19 protein-coding genes are annotated in these 18,306 nt (G+C 56.6%); 8 read left to right on the plus strand and 11 right to left on the minus strand.

Annotated elements, in window-relative coordinates; all coding sequences use genetic code 11:
• Window positions 1-24: 24 nt before the first annotated feature.
• The 3 genes from THECO_RS06350 to THECO_RS06360 form a co-directional block, all read right to left on the minus strand.
• Complete coding sequence (locus tag THECO_RS06350) at window positions 25-1,194, minus strand: ROK family transcriptional regulator (protein WP_015254228.1); 1,170 nt, start codon at window positions 1,192-1,194, stop codon at window positions 25-27.
• Between the two features lie 229 nt (window positions 1,195-1,423).
• Entirely contained in the window at window positions 1,424-2,764 is a 1,341-nt protein-coding gene (locus THECO_RS06355; protein ID WP_015254229.1) for an ISLre2-like element ISTco3 family transposase, read from the minus strand.
• Between the two features lie 257 nt (window positions 2,765-3,021).
• On the minus strand, window positions 3,022-4,599 hold the full coding sequence (locus THECO_RS06360) for a M56 family metallopeptidase (RefSeq protein WP_015254230.1): 1,578 nt from the start codon (window positions 4,597-4,599) through the stop codon (window positions 3,022-3,024).
• Between the two features lie 345 nt (window positions 4,600-4,944).
• Between THECO_RS06360 and THECO_RS06365 the strand changes: the two genes are divergently transcribed.
• A complete protein-coding gene (locus THECO_RS06365) occupies window positions 4,945-5,235 on the plus strand; it encodes a CGCGG family putative rSAM-modified RiPP protein (RefSeq protein ID WP_015254231.1) in 291 nt (96 codons plus the stop codon).
• Window positions 5,236-5,315: 80 nt separating this feature from the next.
• Here the strand turns inward: THECO_RS06365 and THECO_RS06370 are convergent, their stop codons facing one another.
• From THECO_RS06370 to THECO_RS06385, 4 genes are read right to left on the minus strand one after another with little or no spacing between them, the layout of a single operon-like run.
• Window positions 5,316-5,618: a metal-sulfur cluster assembly factor gene (locus tag THECO_RS06370; protein ID WP_015254232.1), complete on the minus strand. Its 303-nt coding sequence runs from the start codon at window positions 5,616-5,618 to the stop codon at window positions 5,316-5,318.
• 27 nt (window positions 5,619-5,645) lie between these two features.
• Entirely contained in the window at window positions 5,646-6,878 is a 1,233-nt protein-coding gene (locus tag THECO_RS06375) for a heme-copper oxidase family protein (RefSeq protein WP_015254233.1), read from the minus strand.
• A 13-nt stretch (window positions 6,879-6,891) separates the two neighbouring features.
• Window positions 6,892-7,494, minus strand: a complete 603-nt coding sequence (locus tag THECO_RS06380) for a DUF2249 domain-containing protein (protein ID WP_015254234.1) — start codon at window positions 7,492-7,494, stop codon at window positions 6,892-6,894.
• Window positions 7,416-7,835, minus strand: coding sequence for a DUF2249 domain-containing protein (locus tag THECO_RS06385; RefSeq protein ID WP_041853829.1), 420 nt, complete (start codon window positions 7,833-7,835; stop codon window positions 7,416-7,418). Before THECO_RS06385 ends, THECO_RS06380 begins: the two co-directional genes overlap by 79 nt.
• Before the next feature lie 272 nt (window positions 7,836-8,107).
• Between THECO_RS06385 and xylA the strand changes: the two genes are divergently transcribed.
• From xylA to THECO_RS06405, 4 genes are all read left to right on the plus strand, one after another.
• The gene (gene xylA, locus THECO_RS06390; protein WP_015254235.1) at window positions 8,108-9,421 is read left to right on the plus strand and encodes a xylose isomerase; all 1,314 of its coding nucleotides are present in this window, start codon (window positions 8,108-8,110) and stop codon (window positions 9,419-9,421) included.
• Between the two features lie 115 nt (window positions 9,422-9,536).
• Complete coding sequence (xylB, locus tag THECO_RS06395; RefSeq protein ID WP_015254236.1) at window positions 9,537-11,033, plus strand: xylulokinase; 1,497 nt, start codon at window positions 9,537-9,539, stop codon at window positions 11,031-11,033.
• Between the two features lie 30 nt (window positions 11,034-11,063).
• Entirely contained in the window at window positions 11,064-12,065 is a 1,002-nt protein-coding gene (locus THECO_RS06400; protein WP_015254237.1) for an aldose 1-epimerase, read from the plus strand.
• On the plus strand, window positions 12,065-12,727 hold the full coding sequence (locus THECO_RS06405; RefSeq protein ID WP_015254238.1) for an HAD family hydrolase: 663 nt from the start codon (window positions 12,065-12,067) through the stop codon (window positions 12,725-12,727). Before THECO_RS06400 ends, THECO_RS06405 begins: the two co-directional genes overlap by 1 nt.
• 137 nt (window positions 12,728-12,864) lie before the next feature.
• On the opposite strand, the gene THECO_RS06410 is transcribed toward THECO_RS06405, so the two are convergent.
• From THECO_RS06410 to THECO_RS06425, 4 genes are all read right to left on the minus strand, one after another.
• Entirely contained in the window at window positions 12,865-13,218 is a 354-nt protein-coding gene (locus THECO_RS06410; RefSeq protein ID WP_015254239.1) for a LytTR family transcriptional regulator DNA-binding domain-containing protein, read from the minus strand.
• Window positions 13,219-13,294: 76 nt separating this feature from the next.
• Entirely contained in the window at window positions 13,295-13,414 is a 120-nt protein-coding gene (locus THECO_RS06415; RefSeq protein ID WP_015254240.1) for a cyclic lactone autoinducer peptide, read from the minus strand.
• Entirely contained in the window at window positions 13,411-13,941 is a 531-nt protein-coding gene (locus THECO_RS06420) for an accessory gene regulator ArgB-like protein (protein WP_015254241.1), read from the minus strand. The genes THECO_RS06415 and THECO_RS06420 overlap by 4 nt, the downstream gene beginning before the upstream one ends.
• Window positions 13,934-14,590 carry a hypothetical protein gene (locus THECO_RS06425; protein ID WP_015254242.1) on the minus strand — a complete coding sequence of 219 codons (657 nt, stop codon included), beginning with the start codon at window positions 14,588-14,590 and terminating at the stop codon, window positions 13,934-13,936. Before THECO_RS06425 ends, THECO_RS06420 begins: the two co-directional genes overlap by 8 nt.
• Before the next feature lie 232 nt (window positions 14,591-14,822).
• Here THECO_RS06425 and THECO_RS06430 point away from each other — a divergent pair, with 232 nt between their 5' ends.
• From THECO_RS06430 to THECO_RS06440, 3 genes are all read left to right on the plus strand, one after another.
• Complete coding sequence (locus THECO_RS06430; RefSeq protein WP_041853830.1) at window positions 14,823-15,983, plus strand: methyl-accepting chemotaxis protein; 1,161 nt, start codon at window positions 14,823-14,825, stop codon at window positions 15,981-15,983.
• 40 nt (window positions 15,984-16,023) lie between these two features.
• The gene (locus tag THECO_RS06435) at window positions 16,024-16,587 is read left to right on the plus strand and encodes a stalk domain-containing protein (RefSeq protein WP_157373538.1); all 564 of its coding nucleotides are present in this window, start codon (window positions 16,024-16,026) and stop codon (window positions 16,585-16,587) included.
• A 200-nt stretch (window positions 16,588-16,787) separates the two neighbouring features.
• A complete protein-coding gene (locus THECO_RS06440; protein WP_015254245.1) occupies window positions 16,788-18,089 on the plus strand; it encodes an IS1380 family transposase in 1,302 nt (433 codons plus the stop codon).
• The last annotated feature ends 217 nt before the right edge of the window (window positions 18,090-18,306 follow it).

Genomic DNA, 18,306 nt, shown 5'->3' on the forward strand with positions numbered 1-18,306 from the left:
AAACACGGCTGGAGACAAACGTTCTCAGCCGGCGCCTTGGCCGTTGAGGCTGTCGAAGAAGCGGCTGATCGCATAGCCTGCCGCGCCGCGCACCGCCGAATGCTCGCCCAGCTCGGCGAACAGGAGGCGCATGCCTTCCCGGTTGTAGGTTTGCGTGCGGCGCTCGATCTCGCGTTCAATGGCGTCGCGGACGAACCGTTCGGCGATGCAAATCCGGTTCCCGAGGATGACCGCTTCCGGATTGAACACATTCACAATATTCGCGATGCCTGTGCCCAGATAGGCGCCGATCGTCTCGAGCAGGCGGACGGCTTGCCCGTCGCCGCTCTCCGCCGCGGCGCACGCCGCTTCGAAGGAGGCGTACGGCTCGCCGTGCTCGATCAGCGCTTTCTCGGAGGCGTACAGTTCCCAGCAGCCGAGATTGCCGCAGCTGCACTGGCGGCCGTCCATCGCAATCGACATGTGGCCGAGCTCACCCGAGAACCCGGACTTGCCGCGGTACAGTTCCCGGTTGATGATGATGCCCGTGCCGATGCCGATCCCGACGCTGACATAGATTTGGTCGGCAAAGCCCCGCCCCGCGCCGTAGCGAAGTTCGCCGGCGGCGCCGGCGTTCGCCTCGTTGTCGATGACGCACGGCAGGTTGAACCGTTCCTCGACCAGCCGCCTGAGCGGCACGTTCCGCCAGTTAAGGTTCGGCGCGAACAGAATCGTCCCGCCGTCGTCGACGATGCCCGACACACCGATCCCGATGCCGACGACGCCGTACCGGCTCGCCGGCGCGTCCCCGATCAACCCGCGGATGACATCATGAAGGAGGGGCAGCACGTCCTCCGGGCTGCGCCTTGCAATCTTTGTCTCGCGGCGTGCGACGGGCGTGCCCGCCAGATCCGTCAGCAATCCGCGGATGTAATTCACGCCGACATCGATGCCGACCGCATAGCCGGCTCCGGCGTTGAACAGCAGCATGACCGGCTTCCTTCCGCCGCTCGACTCGCCGGTGCCGATCTCCGATACGAGCCCGCCGGCGATCAGATTGGAGACGAGGCTCGACACGGTCGCCTTGTTCAGCCCGGTCCGCTCCGAGATGCGCGCGCGGGAGAGCGGCGATTCATTGCGTATGCATTCCAGCACGATGGCGGTATTGATCCGCCGGATCAGGGCGGAGTCGCCAGTCCCGCTCAATCTATGCATGGTTCAATCCCTTCCATGTTCAAGCGGCGTTCGCCGCAATTCGACAGTAGAGTTCCACGTAATCATAACATAAATTGACGGAAATGCGGAAATCATTCCTTTTCAGGGTCTGAGTCAAGTCAGCGTGGGCACCTTATTGGGGATGCTGGATCACAACCGAAAAAAGAGCCAATCCCTTGTTAGCGGTTTCAGTTTTTCTTCCTTCAGGAACTGCTCCAGATCCCTGGTATCAGTATCCTCTAAGTCCTTTTAATGCCATTCCAGTCGGGCGACTTTGCCATTGGCTTCTGAGCAGTCGGATCATTCCGTCAACATAGCCTTTCGCCGGTCGTATGGCGTCGTGAAGCAACCTCCGTACACTAACCACACGTTGCGGGGACTCAACTGCGTGCTCCTCGGCTTCTTCCAACCTGCCGATCTGCCTGCGTCGCATGACGGTCTCCAGCATCGCCCTGCAGCCTCGTTCACTCCAGCTGTATCCTCCGCGCTTCGTCCGTTTCGCCAACACCCGCATCTGGGCTTCCGCGCTTCCCATCGGCCTCATACCCCTCGTATCGATACCGTGTGCCTCAAGGGTCTTCCGGTAATCCTCCAGATGCTTGCGGTGCCGCCTCAAGAACGACTGGTAGGCGGTCCATTCTTCCCGTTTGTCAGGCGCAATCGCTTCGATCGGCACGCGCTCCACGGCCGCCATCAAGTCCGCCGGGTTCTGCCTGGCCAACGCCTGTCTTGCTTCTTTCCATACCTTCGGCAGGTGGCCCACAAACCGCTTCAGATCACGTGCCACATGGAAGCGATCCAGCGTGTAGATGCACTTGTGAAAGTACGATTCACATTCCCCGATCCACTTCGCTCCGTCTCCGCCCACCACCAGCCAGGTGTCCCCGTCGATCTCGTACCGTTCGGTCAGAAAGTCGCCAAACGCTTCCCAAAAGTCGCCCTCCCCCCGATGCAGATCATGCTGCTTGTTCCTAAGCCGCACACGCTTGCCGACCTGCTCCCAGCCCTCATGTACCACGGCAATCGCATGTTCCATCCCTTTCCGCTTCCGCCGTTGCAATTTCGTGTACAGGCCATCCGCTTCCACGAACAGCACCTTGGCCGGTCGTTTTTCTGTTGCTTTGACCGGCTTCTCCGCTTGCTCGATCAGCTTCCCGCGAATCGCCTCATGGCTGAGCACCGCATAGCCCAACAGTTGCTCAAGCCGTCTGGCGCTGTCACGATACGACGGCCCTTCCGCGGCAAAGGCAATGGCTGTTTCCAACAAATGCGGGCTGACTTTTCCTCGCCCCTCAAATCGCATGTGCTGGTCGAGCAAGTACACGTGTTTGCCGGTTTGGCGATCCATGTACAATCTCCGCTTGAAGCGAATGTTGCCAAACACCGTATTCACGCTGGTCTCCCGTTCAGCCTTGACGCGATACCGCTCTCGATCCCTTTGCTCCAAAATGATCTGATCCAACATCTCCAGCGTGCTTCTCATCGCGTCGACGAACATGTCTTGCATCTTTCTGAACATCCACTCTTCAAGCTCTTTCATTGCAGGAATGGCTGTGGTAAAGTGCTGCATAGGAGCCTCCTCCTTTGAGGGTGTTTTTTTGCCAAATTCCACTCTACCAAAGGAGAGGCTCTCTTTCTATGTCCGCTTTTTCCAATCTTTACCCCAACGCTAATTTTACTCTAACCTTTTCAGGTTGATGAGGTTTTAATTCTGAATGTCAGGGCGTATGCAACCAAGAAAAGGGCCCCTTTCTTGGGCTGGCGCGTTGTTGGTAAATGACCGTCCAGCCGAAGAACAGGAGCCCTTGATGGATTCGATTCAGCTAATCAATTGATAATATAAGATACATCAAACTTAATCGTTGAATCCGAAGGGTTTCCTACGTAAATCGAGTATTCTCCGGTCGTATTGACTTGCAGGGGAGCCGAACCCTCGCCTCCGGACAGCTTTACATAATAGACAGTATTGCTTGCATGGGACAGAAGGCCGACTTGCAAGTCAGCATCGGTCGGGGTCCAGGACGCATTAATGGTTACAATTGATCCTTTGCCGATCTTTTGCTTATCAAAAGTGTAAGCCTTGCCCGGGCTCAAATTTCCGGTAGCCAGCAGCTCCACATCGCTAAGTTGTGCTGCGGATGCGGCATTGGATTCGGAAACAGCCGGATTGGGGGATTGCAGGCCGTTATGAGGAGTTGCAGCCAAAAATTGAGTTTCGGAACTTTCAAGTATTGAAATGGCGTCGCTGCTTCCCAAGCCATTGACAGTTGAATGGCTTCGAAGTGTCGGGACCAAGTCGGAATTTACGACAGTAACAGGTGCGTCCAGTTCAGGCCCATCAGTAGCCGGAAGCTTGTTGAAAAGCTGATCATTGGACGAAACGGAAGCGTAAGCAATTGATGTACCGAACAATGCCATGGTCAAAGTCGTTCCGAGCGCCAACGCCCGAACCCATTTTTTTTTTTTTGACGCTTCCATGTCGAGAATCATGGTCATTCTCCTTTCCAGTTCACTTTTACTTCCGCCGAATGCGGGGTACAACCCGTCCTTCCGATCCACCGTCTGCCACAGCACACGCAGAATTAACTCACAATATCGCCTCCTTTCTTGCATATCCATTGGTTTCACCACCTTTTCGTCGCAGGAAAACTCGCAGAACCGGTCTGCATCCCGGCGTGCCATGTATGTAAACGGATTAAACCAATGGATGGCATTAATGAGCAGCAGCAAGAGTTTGACCCAAGGGTCGCGCCGCTTGTAGTGCATCAATTCATGAAGAAAAACATAATGATAATCGTTTGCGGTAAATGGCATGTCCGGCAATACAATGCGAGGCCTCACCCATCCGTAGAGGAAAGGGGTCGTCATGTGCGGCGACAGGTACACGGCGATTTTGCGTTTGATGCCCAGTTGCCGTTTGCATATTTCCAACGCATTGAGCATTTCAGCCTGGCCGGCCGGCCGGCAGGTGCGCATGATGCGCAAATGCAGTTTGCAATACTGGACAATGACTGAACCTGTAAAGACAAGAGTTCCCGCCATGCACAGCCAGGGCAGGATGTCATGCCACGGAAACAGGGCATCTTTGGGAAGGTTCAGCTGCCAGAAATCGGTATGAAGGAATTGTTCGGCAAACGGGTCGATGCCGGACCGGAATTCTTCCACCGTCGGCGTCACTTCGCCTTCCCCGGTCTCGTTGCTTCCCGCTGCTCGTACCAGTTCAACTGAAGGTACAAGGCGATGATAGGGAACGATGAAAAAGGAATAAACCATCAAAATGATTCCGTAATTCCACCTGGCGGTCAGAAGTTTTCTTGTCCATCTGCTCAGCCCTTTAAATACGAGGTACAATCCTCCCGCGACGATTGACATCACGAGCAGTTCTTCATATATCCGGATCCACATGTCCGCCCTCCTGTTGTTCACATGAATTGCAAACGCTCAACACAACAACAAGCAACAGCGTCGACCATCTTCTCATTGCTTCACCGCAAAGTACGATGCCAATCGCACGCACGTACACATATCTTGCGATTTTGAACCTTCTTAGGACTACAATATGTAGGTAGATTTAAAACTACAACATGTAGAATGGAAATGTCAAGCAGAAAAATTTAATATTTCCAATTAAATGGTTTATGGCTGGCGGTATGGAACTTCGGTTTTTTTGTGACAGGCTTCACAATATTGCCCGGCAGACGGCGGTACAATTTTTTCAGAAACATGAGAATGGAAGGCGAGGGGAACGGATTGAAAAAGCAACTCGCGCTGCTCAAGGACGGGGACTGGTCCGTCAATCTCGAGGATGCCTGTTACGAGGAGCATCCCGAAGAAGTGCTGGCGGAAAGCATGGACGCCATTCGACGGACGAAAGCGGGTCATTACGTCAATCTGGTCACGCCCGGCGCGCTGGGTGATCCGAGAGAATGGCTCATTCCCCGGCTGTCCGCGATGGTGAAGGATGCGGATCTTGCGGTTCGGGAAATCCGATATATCGATGAGTGCGGGTGCGGCGGTCATGTCACGCGGGTGTATCGCTGAATCGGAGACAATAAAAAGGCTTCGCCTCCGAAGAAACGGACGGCGGAGCCTTTTCGCCTGCGCCTTTGCGCCTTGTTTTTTCAAATGATGCCGAGCTGTTCTTTCGCCTCCCGCGACATGAAGTCCGGCGACCATCTCGGCTCCCAGACGACGTCGACTTCAATTTCGCGATTCCCCGCATGGAACATGAGCGCCCTCCTGACTCCGCCGGCGATCGTGTCGTGCATCGGACAGCCGGGTGTCGTGAGCGTCATCCGGATATAGAGCCTTTCGGGTTCCACGCGGATTTCGTAGACGAGGCCGAGATCGACGATGTTGATGCCCAGCTCGGGGTCATAAACCTGCCGCAAAATTTCCCGCACCTCTTCTTCGCGAAGTTCCATTCCGTCCAACCTCCTTTGTTGGTATCCTTAACGGGAGAAGACACGGCCGATCAACAGCATGTATGCGATGGAAAAAATGGAATGCGCCGCGCCGCCGGCAACGACGATCGGATGGGAATCCGAAAGCAGTCCCGCGAGCGGCAGCAGACCGGAAACGGCCACGGCCGCCAGTCCGGCGCTTACTTTCTTGTCGCTCAAGAGATCGGACATGACCGGGGTGCCGGGTTTGCCCGCCTGGCTGCCGTATTTCCAGGTCCACCACAGGAACGGAACGATCTTCGTCAGGTAGCACAGAATCGTAAACGACACCCAGCCGGCCAGATACACCCAGACCGCCAGCGTGACGGATTTCGTCTGGTACAGCACCTGCGGTTTCCACAGCGCATAGGCCAGCATGGCGATGACCGCGGCGCCGAGCGTGTAGTTGCCATACACGGACCACTGAATGCCCGATCCCGGACTGCGTTTGAAGCGGTGCTTCTGAATCTGGACGATGTGCGCATTGTAGACGACGACGGCGGCCGCGACCAGCAGAAGCGCGGACAGCAAGGACCAGCTGCTCCCGCCCAGCAGGAAGGAAGCCGCTCCGGCGATCGTGCCGGCGTTCCACAGGACCGGCACGACCTTCTGCAGCGGCGTCGGATAATGATGCGACAGGTAAAACATTGGCAGCAGCTTGTAGCTGAACCCGGTGATGAGCAGCCCGAACCAGCCGACGGTGCCCAGCCAGATGTGGGTGCCGAACAGACGGTTGTGCATGTCGTCCCACAGACCGGTCGCGAAGTTGACGCCCATCGCCATCCCGGTCAGTCCCGTCAGCACGAGATAAACCACCGCCGCCGCCGCGCTGATCGTGATCGCATCCCACCGGGAGGCGCGGAACAATGTGACCGCCATGTTCCACGCGAACAGCAGAATGCCGGCGAAGCCGGTTGTGGCGAAGGCCGCAATCCAGTAAATTTCCCCGCGAATGAAGCCGTACAGCAATCCGGCGAGGCCGATGGTGAACATCGCGTACTGGACATAGCCGAGCCGTTCGCTGTAAATGTTCGATTGCAGAATGACGCTGATCAACTGATAGACCGCGCCCATGGCCAGCATGGTCGCCCAGCCGAGCACGAACAGATGGGCGTGGAACCACCCGGCAGGTCCGCGCACGCCGTCTCCGAGCCAGCCGAAGAGCGACAGCAAGGACGCAGCGTGGAAGAGCACGAAACCGGCCATCCCCGAGACGATGAACAGGAAGGGGAGACGGGACACGGCGGTTGCCTCCTTACGTTTTCCGGATTTTCACGATCGCCGATCCGTCCGGCTGCTCCTCGATCTCGTACGGATAGCCGAGACGGTTCAACTCTTCGAGGAGAAACACGGGCACCCGGTCATTGTGAATGACGACTTCATCGCCCGGGCGGCACCGGACGAGCGCGTTCAGCGTGCGGACCATCGGCTGCGGCGGTTCGAGCCCGCGGTTGTCCAGTTCGATGACGGCGGGACCGTCCTCCCGCGGCAGGCTACCCTCTCCCGAGAGGTTGTCCTCCCGCGAGAGGCCGTCCTCCCGCGAGAGGCCGTCCGAGACTTCCTGTCCCGCGTCTTCCGCCGCTTCGGCCGAAATTCCGGCGTCCAGCCAGTGCTTGTTCCTCTTGTGAACGAAGGTGGCGATCCAATGCTGCTTGTCGACCTGTTCCGCTTTGCCGGCATAGCCTTTCAATTTCATGACCCCGAACAGGGGAGTCGGCCGGAATGTGGCGTGAACCTTTAAGATGTCGTCTTTGCCGAGCTTTTTGACGGTGTCCATGATCAGTTGGAACGGTTCCAGCTTCTTCTCCAGCATCGGTATGACGTCAAGCTCGACGACTTTGGCGTCCTTGTGGTCCATCCCGATCCACCTCCCGCGCGTAAAATCATACGAATACCCGCTTCTTCGCTTCTTCGTACAACGCCGCCATCCTGCCGTACAGCGACATGGAAGAAGGCGTCCTCCAGAGACGCTTTGATCCGGATCGTTCTGTCATCGACGATTTCGACGTTTGCCATCTCGGTCAGCTTCTGGCCGGGGTACATCGCTTCGAACTGGAAGCGGAGCGGCACGGGATCATGGTTGTTGATCAGCAGCATCGCTTCGGACGGCGCCAGCTTGCCGAACGTTTCAAAGATGACCCTGTGCTTCAGATGCGGCGGATATTCCGTGGCGTTGACCGTCGCGGCAAATTGTCCCATTGTGCATTCCTCCCGAACAGAAGTTTGGTTTGCGCTTTGATTATAGGAGAAGGGGAAGATCAACTTTGTGAGACGTGTCACAAATCCATATTTTTGGCATATTTGCCGGCCGGGCCGGGGATGGCAGCGGCGCATGGCAACACAAATCTTTTTATAAAATTCTTAGTTTGTTTAATAGACAAACAAAGTCGGGGGAGCTATAATAATAATCGAAGCGTTTACAACCGCACTTATTTGCATCGATTACCAATTCAAGGAGGCGTCAGTCGGCAATGGCTTATTTCGAGAACGTCGGCAAGATCCAGTTCGAGGGCAAAGGCTCGGACAACCCCTTCGCGTACAAACATTACAACCCGCAGGAGAAGGTGCTCGGCAAGACGATGGAGGAGCATCTCCGCTTCGCCGTCGCGTACTGGCACACGTTCACGGGCACCGGCGCGGATCCGTTCGGCGTCGGCACGGCGATCCGCAGCTGGGACAAGTTTGACGGCATGGACCGGGCGAAGGCGCGCGTCGAAGCGAACTTCGAATTCCTGGAGAAAACGGGCATCGACTACTACTGCTTCCATGACGTCGACATCGCGCCGGAAGGCGACACGCTGCAGGAGACGCACAAGAACCTCGACACCATTGTCGCCATGCTGAAGGAATTCCAGAAGTCGACGGGCAAGAAGCTGCTCTGGAACACGGCGAACATGTTCACGAATCCGCGCTACGTGTTCGGCGCGGCGACGACCTGCAATGCCGATGTCTACGCGCATGCAGCCGCGCAAGTGAAGAAGATGCTTGAAGTCGGCAAGGAGCTCGGGGCGGAGAACTACGTGTTCTGGGGCGGCCGCGAAGGCTACGAGACGCTGCTGAACACCGACATGGCGCTCGAGCTGGACAACCTGGCGCGCTTCTATCATATGGCCATCGAATATGCGAAGGAGATCGGCTTCAACGCGCAGTTCCTGATCGAGCCGAAACCGAAGGAGCCGACGAAGCATCAGTACGACTTCGATGCGGCGACGACGATCGCCTTCCTGCAGAAGTACGGCCTGAAAGATCACTTCAAACTGAACCTTGAGGCGAACCATGCGACGCTCGCCGGCCATACGTTCGAGCATGAACTCCGCGTCGCGGCGATCAACGACATGCTCGGTTCGATCGATGCGAACCAGGGCGACCTGCTGCTCGGCTGGGATACCGACGAATTCCCGACCGATCTGTACAGCGTGACGCTGACGATGTACGAAATCCTGAAAGCAGGCGGCTTCAAGACCGGCGGCATCAACTTCGACGCGAAAGTGCGCCGCGGTTCGTTCGAGCCGGAGGATCTGTTCCTCGCGCACATCGCGGGCGTCGACACGTTCGCATGGGGTCTGAAGGCGGCGGCCAAGATCATCGAAGAACGCGTTCTGGACAGCGTCATCGAAGAACGCTACGCTTCGTTCCGCGAAGGCATCGGCAAGGAGATCGTCGAAGGCAAGGCGACGCTGAAGAGCCTCGAAGCTTACGCGCTTCAGAACAAGCCGATCGTGAACCGCTCGGGCCGTCAGGAACGAATCAAGCTGGTACTCAACGAAATCATTTACAGCGTATAATGAGTTTGTCTGGCTATCGGACGCAGCCGGCCGCAAAGGGCCGGCTGTTCGTCCCTGTTCGGGCAGATAAGGAATTCACGGGAGCGAACGGGCTCCTTCGGGGAGGAAAGAGGACATGAGCTGTGTGATCGGGATCGATCTCGGGACGAGCGCGGTGAAAGCGCTTTTGGTTGATCGGGACGGCAAAGTGCGGGCGGAAGCGTCGCGAAACTATCCGCTGTTCCATGAGCATACCGGATGGAGCGAGCAGCGGCCGGAAGACTGGGTGGAAGGAACGATCGGCGCGCTTCGCGAATTAATCTCAACATCCGGCGTGCGTCCGGATGAAGTCGAAGGCATCAGCTTTTCCGGCCAGATGCACGGCCTGGTGCTGCTCGACGAAGCGAATCGGCCGGTCCGGAACGCGATTCTGTGGAATGATACGCGGACGACGGCCGAATGCCGCGAGATCGAGCGGGTGCTGGGACCCGATCTGCTCGGCATCGCGCGCAATCCGGCGCTTGAAGGGTTTACGCTGCCGAAAATTTTGTGGGTGAAGCGGCATGAGCCGGACGTGTTCGCGAAGGCGAAACGGTTCCTGCTGCCGAAAGATTATGTCCGCTATCGGCTTACGGGCGAAATTCATATGGATTATTCCGATGCGGCCGGCACGCTGCTGCTGGATGTGGCGGGCAAAAAGTGGAGCACCGAAATTCTTGCCGCATTCGATCTGCCCGCATCGTTCTGCCCGCCGCTTGTCGAATCGCACGATCATGTCGGCGGCGTGCTGCCGGAGGTCGCGGATCAGACCGGCCTTGCTGCCGGCACGAAAGTGTTCGCCGGCGGCGCGGACAACGCCTGCGGCGCCATCGGCGCCGGCATTCTGTCCGAAGGGCTGACGATGTGCAGCATCGGTACGTCAGGTGTCATCCTGACCTATGAACAGAACCGGGACACCGACTATGCGGGCAAGGTGCATTTCTTCAACCACGGCAAAGCCGACAACTTCTACGCGATGGGCGTGACCCTGGCGGCCGGCTATTCGCTGAGCTGGTTCAAGCAGACGTTCGCGCCGAACGAATCGTTCGCCGATTTCCTCCGCGGTGTCGGCGATATCAAGCCGGGTTCCGGCGGCCTGCTGTTCACGCCCTACCTGGTCGGCGAGCGGACGCCGCATGCGGACGCCGTCATCCGGGCGAGCTTCATCGGCGCGGACGGTTCGCATACGCGGGATCATTTCGCCCGGGCCGTCATGGAAGGCATCACGTTCTCGTTGAACGAATCGATGGCCATTTTCCGTGAGGCGGGCAAGCCGGCGGGCCGCGTCATCTCGATCGGCGGCGGCGCGCAGAACCCGGTCTGGCTGCAGATGCAGGCGGACATCTTCGGCGCGACGGTCGTTGCGCTGGAGAACGAGCAAGGCCCCGGACTCGGCGCGGCGATGCTGGCGGCATACGGCTGCGGCTGGTTCGACAGCCTGGACGCGTGCGCGGCGAAATTCGTGAAGCATGCCGCGTCTTATGATCCGAATCCGGAAGCGGTCGAGACCTATCGCGGGTTGTTCGACATTTACCGGGAAATTTACACGCAGACGCGGGGACTGAATCAGGCGCTGGCCGCTTACCGGGGGTAATCGGCCGGCCCGAAAGAGGAGAGATGGGAAATGAGCGGTATTTCGGCCAGGGAAGGCGACTTTCACGGCGAACGTGCGGTATGGCTGCGCGCCGGAGCCTGCGAGGCGGCGCTGCTGCCGGAAATCGGCGGCAATCTGATCGCGTTCCGCGACACGGAGCGGGGGCATCGCTATTTGCGCGAGCCCGGACCGGAGGAGATGGACGCATTCAAGGCGAACCCGTTGATTCACGGCATTCCGGTGCTGATTCCGCCGAACCGGTACGAAGACGGCAAGCTCAAATGGCGCGGCGTCGTCTATCAATTGCCGGTGAACGAGGAATCGACGGGCAACCATCTGCACGGCTACGCGAACACTTCGGCGTGGGAGCTTGTCCGCTTCGGCGCGGATGACGAAGAAGCTTTCGCGGAAGTGAAGCTGACGGTGGACAAGGGGCACAAGCTGTTCGAATATCTGCCGTTCAAGTTCTCGCTGCGGCTGCGCTACGGGCTCAGCGCCCATGGGCTTGCGCAGCAGTTGACGCTGGTGAACGAGGGCGATGCCGACATGCCGGTGCTGCTCGCCTTCCATACGACGGTCAATGCGCCGTTCGCGCCGGGCAGCACGGCGCGCGACTATAAGCTGAAGCTGACCATCGGCAGCCGGTGGGAACTCAGCGAACGGATGCTGCCGACCGGACGGCACCAGCCGCTCACGCCGGAGGAAGAAGCGATGAAGCATGACGGCGTCTATCCGTTCTTCGCGTCGATGGACAATCACTATACGGCGGCGCCGCAAAACGGCCGCAACCGGATGGAACTGACCGACACGCGGATCGGCACGACGCTGGTGTACGATGTCGGCACGTCCTGGAAACAGTGGATGATCTGGAACAACGGCGCCCGCGAAGGGTTCTTCTGTCCGGAGCCGCAGGTCAACCTCGTGAACGCGCCGAACACCGATCTTCCGGCTGAAGAGATCGGCCTGTTCAGCCTCGCGCCGGGCGAAATCTGGGAGGAGACGTCGCGGCTGTACGTCCTGGAGAAGGCCTGATGCCGAAGGCGCGGCTGCGTGTCCGGGCGATTCTGTTCGACATGGACAACACGCTGCTCGCGTCCCGGATCGACTATGCGGCGATGCGCGGAGAAGTCGGCGCCTGGCTCGTCCGCGAAGGGTACCTTGCGGAGGACGAGGCGGAAGGCGGTACGACGGCTTCGCTCATTCAAGCCGCGACGGAGCGCGGGCTCGCCGGCGGCGCGCTGGATCAGGTCTGGGCGATCTGCGCCCGGCATGAAGCGGAGGGCATGCGCGGCGCCGAGCTGGAGCCGGGCGCGCGGGAGACGCTGGAGCGGCTTCGCGGACGCGGCCTGCTGCTCGCGGTGCTGACGAACAACGCCGAGGCCGCTGCCGAGCAAGCGCTCGGCAAGACCGGCATCCGGCATTATTTCGACCTGGTGGCGGGCCGCGAATCGGTGCCGCGGCTGAAACCGTCTCCCGAAGGCGTCCGCGCCGTGCTTGCGCGGTTTCCCCATGTGCCGCCTTCGCAATGGCTTGCCGTGGGGGACTCGTGGATCGACGGCGCCGCGGCTGCCGGCGCGGGCGTCGCGTTCGCCGCATACCGCGCGAGTATCGATCTGCCGGAGCGCGGCGTCGTGCCCGACATTCAGCTCGACCGGCTCGTCGAGCTGGCGGACTTGGTGGCCCCAGCTGAATAGTGGAGTTGCAACGTTACGCGAGCCGCATCATTGAGGCTGCGACGTGTGCTAATCAAAACGATCGACCAGGTATCGAACTCCCTGGTCGATCGTTATAAATCAACAGCCGCATCCAAGCAGGAGGCGGCTCATGTTTTTCATTTTTTTCCGGCAAGGCGATCCCTGAGTATTTTTTTCATTCTGGATGATACCGTGGAAAATTTGCTTGATTTTGTTGCGTTATCGCTAAAAAAAACGAGCGACCGCTCTTCATCAAAATGACGGATTTTCCCGATGTTGCTCAGGTTCGTGCGATCCAGCCGAAGAAATCCCAATTCTTCCAGATGCATTTCCAGGACGGACAATTTGGGAATGACGGGATAGTACACCTCATCCTTGACGTGAAACACGACATAACCAGAGGGGTGCGTTTCAATATAGTCGACATCGCGCAAGTCGAGATCGATCACTTCAGAGAAATTGCCGGGGTCTCTGGTAACCGGGAAACGCATGGGAATTCAACTCCATAACCGGCGACCAAGGGCTGTCCGATGTGAGCTCCCATCGGCAGCCCTTGATGCGCGGCGGTTACTTTTTCAGCTCTTCCGGTATCTCGGGACGATAAATAAAGGGTGAAGCCGTTTTGACGAAGAAGCCTGCAATTCCATTCAACATGCCGGACAGCAGCTTGGCCGTGATTTGCTTCATGTCGGGGTCACCTCCTTGTTGTGAATTAACAAGGTAATGCCTTGAACAGCCAGCACGATGGCTGCTGTTCCCGAAAGGAGTAGGAAGTTGGCGGAAACAATCAGTACGGATGCCAGCTTGAGCAACGGGTAGTATTTCTCGGGCATCGTATTGTAGCCTTTCATGTTCGCGGGAGCGAGCCAAGCTGTCAGGATCAATGCTGCGGCTGTCAGGAGCTGCGTCCAGGTTTCGGTCAATGCGATGTGTGGAGGAATGGCGATAATCGAGAAGCTCGCCAGCATGCAAGGCAGCGGTGTTTCAAAATGGTACCCGCCCGATGCCATTCGCAGCGCGATGAAAAAGCCCATAGCCGTCAGCGTCTCGGTCCATTTTCCCGTCAAGGCGCCAAAAATCAGCGATGAAACCGCCGGGATCAAGAAGTTGATGACGATGATGAGGGCGAATTTCATGACGGGAACACTTGCAGTCTGGCTCGGGTTGGCCTTTTTGATCCTGACGGCCAACCTTTCGGCTAATGATTCAACCATGTTCGTTATACTCCCTCTTGAACACCAGATATTGGAGAAAACCAAATACTACGGTGCCAAGAATCAGGACCAGCACCGGGGTATATCCAGAAAAGAACAGATAGCTGCAAGTTGCCAGAACGGCATATCCCGCAATGCTCATGACCAGCAGCCGAACATTGAGTTTCGTCCACTTCACTTTTACGCGATCCGTGTCAGGCACAAATGTGAATCCCCAGTTTGTTCGAATTAGCAGCCATGCTAACAGAAAAGCGATGCATGAAGTAAGAATTTGGACGATAAAACCTTCCGGAACGTTGGGTGCAATGACGATGCCGGTTAATTGGAACACGGAAATGATGATGGCTTGAATCAGAATGTATGAGACATAGCCGTTAACGACCATCAGTCCGGCATAAAACACCGGAATTCTGAAAAACTGCCAAAAACAGATGAATATGATGGGCACTTGAATGAGCGAAGCAACCACGCCCAGCTTCAATTCAATCAATACCATATAAGACAGCAACGAAAGCATGAAAGATGACAACAACAGCCTTCCCCAATACCCCGGGAGCTGAAACTTGAATATGGCAAACGTAAGAACCATCAAGGCCAGCCATTCGAGCGACGAGAAGAAGAGAAAGAGCAAAACATCCTGGACGTCCATCTTGACGCTCCTTGCAACTCAATACGTCATGTATGAATGGATTAACATATTTCGCCAGAGCGCGCGACAAATCCTTCTTTTTTCCAACATTTAATAACGATTTTTTTTGCCGTCGCTCCGGACCGACCTTTTACATTCCGATGACGAATCGCGTCATCGGATTTAATTTTGTTTGGCTATGCTGGGCCTTGGGAAATCCCGGAAAGAAAAAGGGGGAACCACGGTGTTGACCATGATGGACCAAAAACTTGACGCGGACGCGGGGCATGCGATCGATCTGAGAGCATTCATCCGATGTGCCGTCGTCGCCGATCCGCAGATGACATGCGAACAGGTCATGCGCCTGTTCGAGCGGCATGCCGATTCGGAATGCATCGTTGTGTGCGAGGATGAGCGCGTGCCTTGCGGGCTGGTCATGCGGGACAAGCTGATCCGGAGGCTTGGCAGCCGGTTCGGCGCCAGCCTGTACAGCGACAAGCCGATTTCGCGGTTGATGGACGACCGCCCGATCGTCGCCGATGCGGCGATGCCGCTGCAGGAACTGCTGGACCTGGCGCTCGGCCGCGCGGAATCCACCTTGTATGACTGTGTCATTGTCGTTGACGGAGCGAGGCTGGCCGGCATCCTGACCGTCGCCGATCTGCTCGGCCTGTCGAAGCTGCATCAGCAGCAGGCCGCTGTTGCGAAGCAGCGGATCATCCGCCGGATGGAAAGGCTGATGGCGGACATCGACGGCGCCGTAACCAAAGTGCAACAGGCGGGCATGCACGGCGAAGCGCTGTCGCAATCGATGTCGGAACTTACCCGGACGGGCAGAGAAGCGCTGGTCGACGCCGACCGGGCGTTCGACGCATTGGCCGAACGGATGGCCGTTCAGCGGGAACGGATCGCCGAGCTTCAGCAGAGGGCGGAAGCGATCGACAGCGTGAGCGCGCTGATCAAGCGGCTGGCCGACCAGTGCAATCTGCTCGCCGTGAACGCGTCGATCGAAGCGGCCCGGGCGGGCGGGCACGGCCGCGGATTCGGCGTCGTGGCGGACGAGATCCGGATGCTCGCCGCAGAGACGAAGCGGTCGGCCGGCGAAATCGCGGAGATGATCGGCGCCATCCGCGCTTCCGTGCAGGAGACGGCGGAGCAATTCATGGCGGGCATCCGCGTATCCGAGAGCAGCCGATCGGCGATCGGACGGGCGGGCGAAGCATTCGAGCGGATCTTCGCCGCGGCGGCGGACAATCACGGCACGGCCCGGGAGATCAACGCGAAGGCGCAGGCCGCCTGCGAGATGGCCGGACGAGTGGCGGCGGAAATCCGCGAGCTGGCAGACGGGTTCCGCAGTTCCGATGAGATTGGTCGGCCTGGCGAAACGAATTCCGCTGTGGCAGCGTCCAAATAAATAAATCTACCACATCTGGAGATTTGAGGTGTGAATTTGCGTGAAAAAGAAACTCATGCTCTCGTGTGTGTTGACTATTTTGCTGCTTCTTACAGGAACTTTCGTTTCAGATGCAGCCATTGAGGGAGAAACCTTGCTGGACAAGGCCAAAAATGCCAGTTCTCCGGAAAGACCCTACACCTCATTGAAGATCGGTCAAGGAAATACGTTGGAGGAGTTCACCTGCGAAGGAGCGTACATTCCCATCAGGGACCTGTTTGCTTCACGGGTCAGTGAGATCAGATGGGACAACAAAAGCAAAATTGCCGAAGTGGTCAATGACGGAAAATCGCTGGTGCTTAATTTCTCGAATCAGGAAATCGAAAGCACAGACACCAAAATCGTACTGCCCAAGGAATGGATCCGGATGTCGCAAGGAAAGACGGAGATCCATGCGGCGGTATTGGCCTATATTTTCAATATATACGCCGACAGATTTCTGGATGAAGAACGCGATGAATGGCGGGAAAAGTTGAGTTTTCTGGGGATCCAGGGTACGGACGCGATTTCAGAAGGCAAAGGTGTCCACTTGCAAGTGTTTGTGACGTTCAAGGAGAACACCTAAGCAAGGACGGAGAGAAGCTCTTTGACTAGCGGATAAACTCGATATGCCGATGACGCAAGCCGTCATCGGTTTTTGTTTCATCAAATTTTGATCCTGAATTTCGAAAGTGCGATCCTATGAAAACATAAAAAAGTGCCCAAATCTTTGGTAGAATGGTGTTTATCGAGAACACTACACCCAAAGAGAGGAGCACCTTTTAGGTGAAGTCTACCACACCCATCAGCAAAATCAAGACCGAATTTTCCCTACAGAACGCGACCAATTTCGGCGGCATCAAAATCTTCCTGGAATACCTCGAAAAAATCAAGTTTGCCGCTGCTTTACAAAGGCTGTCATGCATGAAAGCAAACAACTCGCTGTTCCCCGTCTACCGTATTCTGCTTTATCTCGTCGTCGGCTGGATGCTCGGCTGCGAACGCCTCTTCCATTTCCGCAAGCTACAGCAAGACTCGCTTCTAAAGCGGTTTCTCGGTGGACGCTGTCCGCACCATTCGCTGTTATACAAAGAGTTGTCGCGTCTTAGCAAATCGCACCCGAACTTGTTGACTGAGCTGCGGTCGCTCAATCAGGAAATCATTGGACCTTGTTTACCAGAGGCTCTCATTCTGGACCTTGACTCCACCGTTGAAACCGTATATGGCGATCAGGGCGGAGCGGCTAAAGGCACGAACCCGCATAAGCCCGGCCGTAAGAGTTATCATCCTTTGCTGGCCTTCGAAGGACAGTCTCGTCTATGTTTGAATGCCGTTCTACGTTCGGGCAATACGCACTCCTCCACGGATGCGTCAGCTTTTCTTCACCAAACCTTCGAACTGCTGAGGGAGCATCCGGTGAAGTACGCGAGGTTCGATAAGGGCTTCGGCGGTGAAGATTTCTACGGCCTGTGGGAAGGCAAAGGAATCGGTTACGTCGGAAAGTTGAAATGGACAAAGCGCCTTGCAGAACAAGTCGCAGCCTGCCGGTACTGGAAACGATTCGTCGATGAAGACTGGATCATCGAAGGGATTACGATCATCTACAAAGCGACATCTTGGGAGAAGGCGCGCCGCGTAGCGATTGTTCGCAAGGCACACATCGTCGATGAAGGCCAGACCCGCATGGTGTTCGATTCGGATTGGCAATACGAAGCGATCGTCACCAATCTCGAATGGGAGCCGCTTGATCTGTGGCGCTTCTACAACCAACGCTGTTGCATGGAGAACTATATCAAGGAAGCGAAGAACGGCTTCTCCATTGATAGAATTGCGACGAGCGAATTTGAGGCGAATGAACTCGACTTGTTGATCAAATTACTCGCCTACAATTTGTTCGAGCGATTCAAGCGAAGCTGCTGCGAACCGGTACATCAAGGTTACACAATCGCACGGTTCCGATTAGAGTTCTTCCATTGCGCAGCAACGATTATTCGGCATAGCCGCAACATCATTCTCAAGCTGGCGAAAGACTTTGCAAACCGGTATGCATGGCAACGAATAGAAGCCAGGATCGCACTTTTGGAATGAAAACCCCTAAATTTAACATGGAAGAAATCGCAGCCTCTTCATTGGGGAGGGGGAAAGTGTATCCACATAATGTTGACTTGAACCGAACGAACTGGGAAATCGCCACATTCTTACAGCTAGTTTGGCAGTTCCACTATATACAGCGTTTGATATTACGGGCTTTCGAAATTTAGGTTGATCTCAGTTTTAACACACATTTTACAAAGTCGGCGTTTCG

The organism is Thermobacillus composti KWC4, from assembly GCF_000227705.2.
GTDB classification, from domain to species: domain Bacteria; phylum Bacillota; class Bacilli; order Paenibacillales; family Paenibacillaceae; genus Thermobacillus; species Thermobacillus xylanilyticus.

What these genes read in the sequence shown, in the direction of transcription:
- THECO_RS06350 (WP_015254228.1), bottom strand. Translation starts at nt 1,194, where the DNA reads ATGCATAGATTGAGCGGGACTGGCGACTCCGCCCTGATCCGGCGGATC.
- THECO_RS06385 (WP_041853829.1), bottom strand. Translation starts at nt 7,835, where the DNA reads ATGGGACAATTTGCCGCGACGGTCAACGCCACGGAATATCCGCCGCAT.
- THECO_RS06430 (WP_041853830.1), top strand. Translation starts at nt 14,823, where the DNA reads ATGATGGACCAAAAACTTGACGCGGACGCGGGGCATGCGATCGATCTG.
- xylA (WP_015254235.1), top strand. Translation starts at nt 8,108, where the DNA reads ATGGCTTATTTCGAGAACGTCGGCAAGATCCAGTTCGAGGGCAAAGGC.
- THECO_RS06370 (WP_015254232.1), bottom strand. Translation starts at nt 5,618, where the DNA reads ATGGAACTTCGCGAAGAAGAGGTGCGGGAAATTTTGCGGCAGGTTTAT.
- THECO_RS06410 (WP_015254239.1), bottom strand. Translation starts at nt 13,218, where the DNA reads ATGCGTTTCCCGGTTACCAGAGACCCCGGCAATTTCTCTGAAGTGATC.
- THECO_RS06355 (WP_015254229.1), bottom strand. Translation starts at nt 2,764, where the DNA reads ATGCAGCACTTTACCACAGCCATTCCTGCAATGAAAGAGCTTGAAGAG.
- THECO_RS06425 (WP_015254242.1), bottom strand. Translation starts at nt 14,590, where the DNA reads ATGGACGTCCAGGATGTTTTGCTCTTTCTCTTCTTCTCGTCGCTCGAA.
- THECO_RS06400 (WP_015254237.1), top strand. Translation starts at nt 11,064, where the DNA reads ATGAGCGGTATTTCGGCCAGGGAAGGCGACTTTCACGGCGAACGTGCG.
- xylB (WP_015254236.1), top strand. Translation starts at nt 9,537, where the DNA reads ATGAGCTGTGTGATCGGGATCGATCTCGGGACGAGCGCGGTGAAAGCG.
- THECO_RS06415 (WP_015254240.1), bottom strand. Translation starts at nt 13,414, where the DNA reads ATGAAGCAAATCACGGCCAAGCTGCTGTCCGGCATGTTGAATGGAATT.
- THECO_RS06405 (WP_015254238.1), top strand. Translation starts at nt 12,065, where the DNA reads ATGCCGAAGGCGCGGCTGCGTGTCCGGGCGATTCTGTTCGACATGGAC.
- THECO_RS06380 (WP_015254234.1), bottom strand. Translation starts at nt 7,494, where the DNA reads ATGGACCACAAGGACGCCAAAGTCGTCGAGCTTGACGTCATACCGATG.
- THECO_RS06360 (WP_015254230.1), bottom strand. Translation starts at nt 4,599, where the DNA reads ATGTGGATCCGGATATATGAAGAACTGCTCGTGATGTCAATCGTCGCG.
- THECO_RS06420 (WP_015254241.1), bottom strand. Translation starts at nt 13,941, where the DNA reads ATGGTTGAATCATTAGCCGAAAGGTTGGCCGTCAGGATCAAAAAGGCC.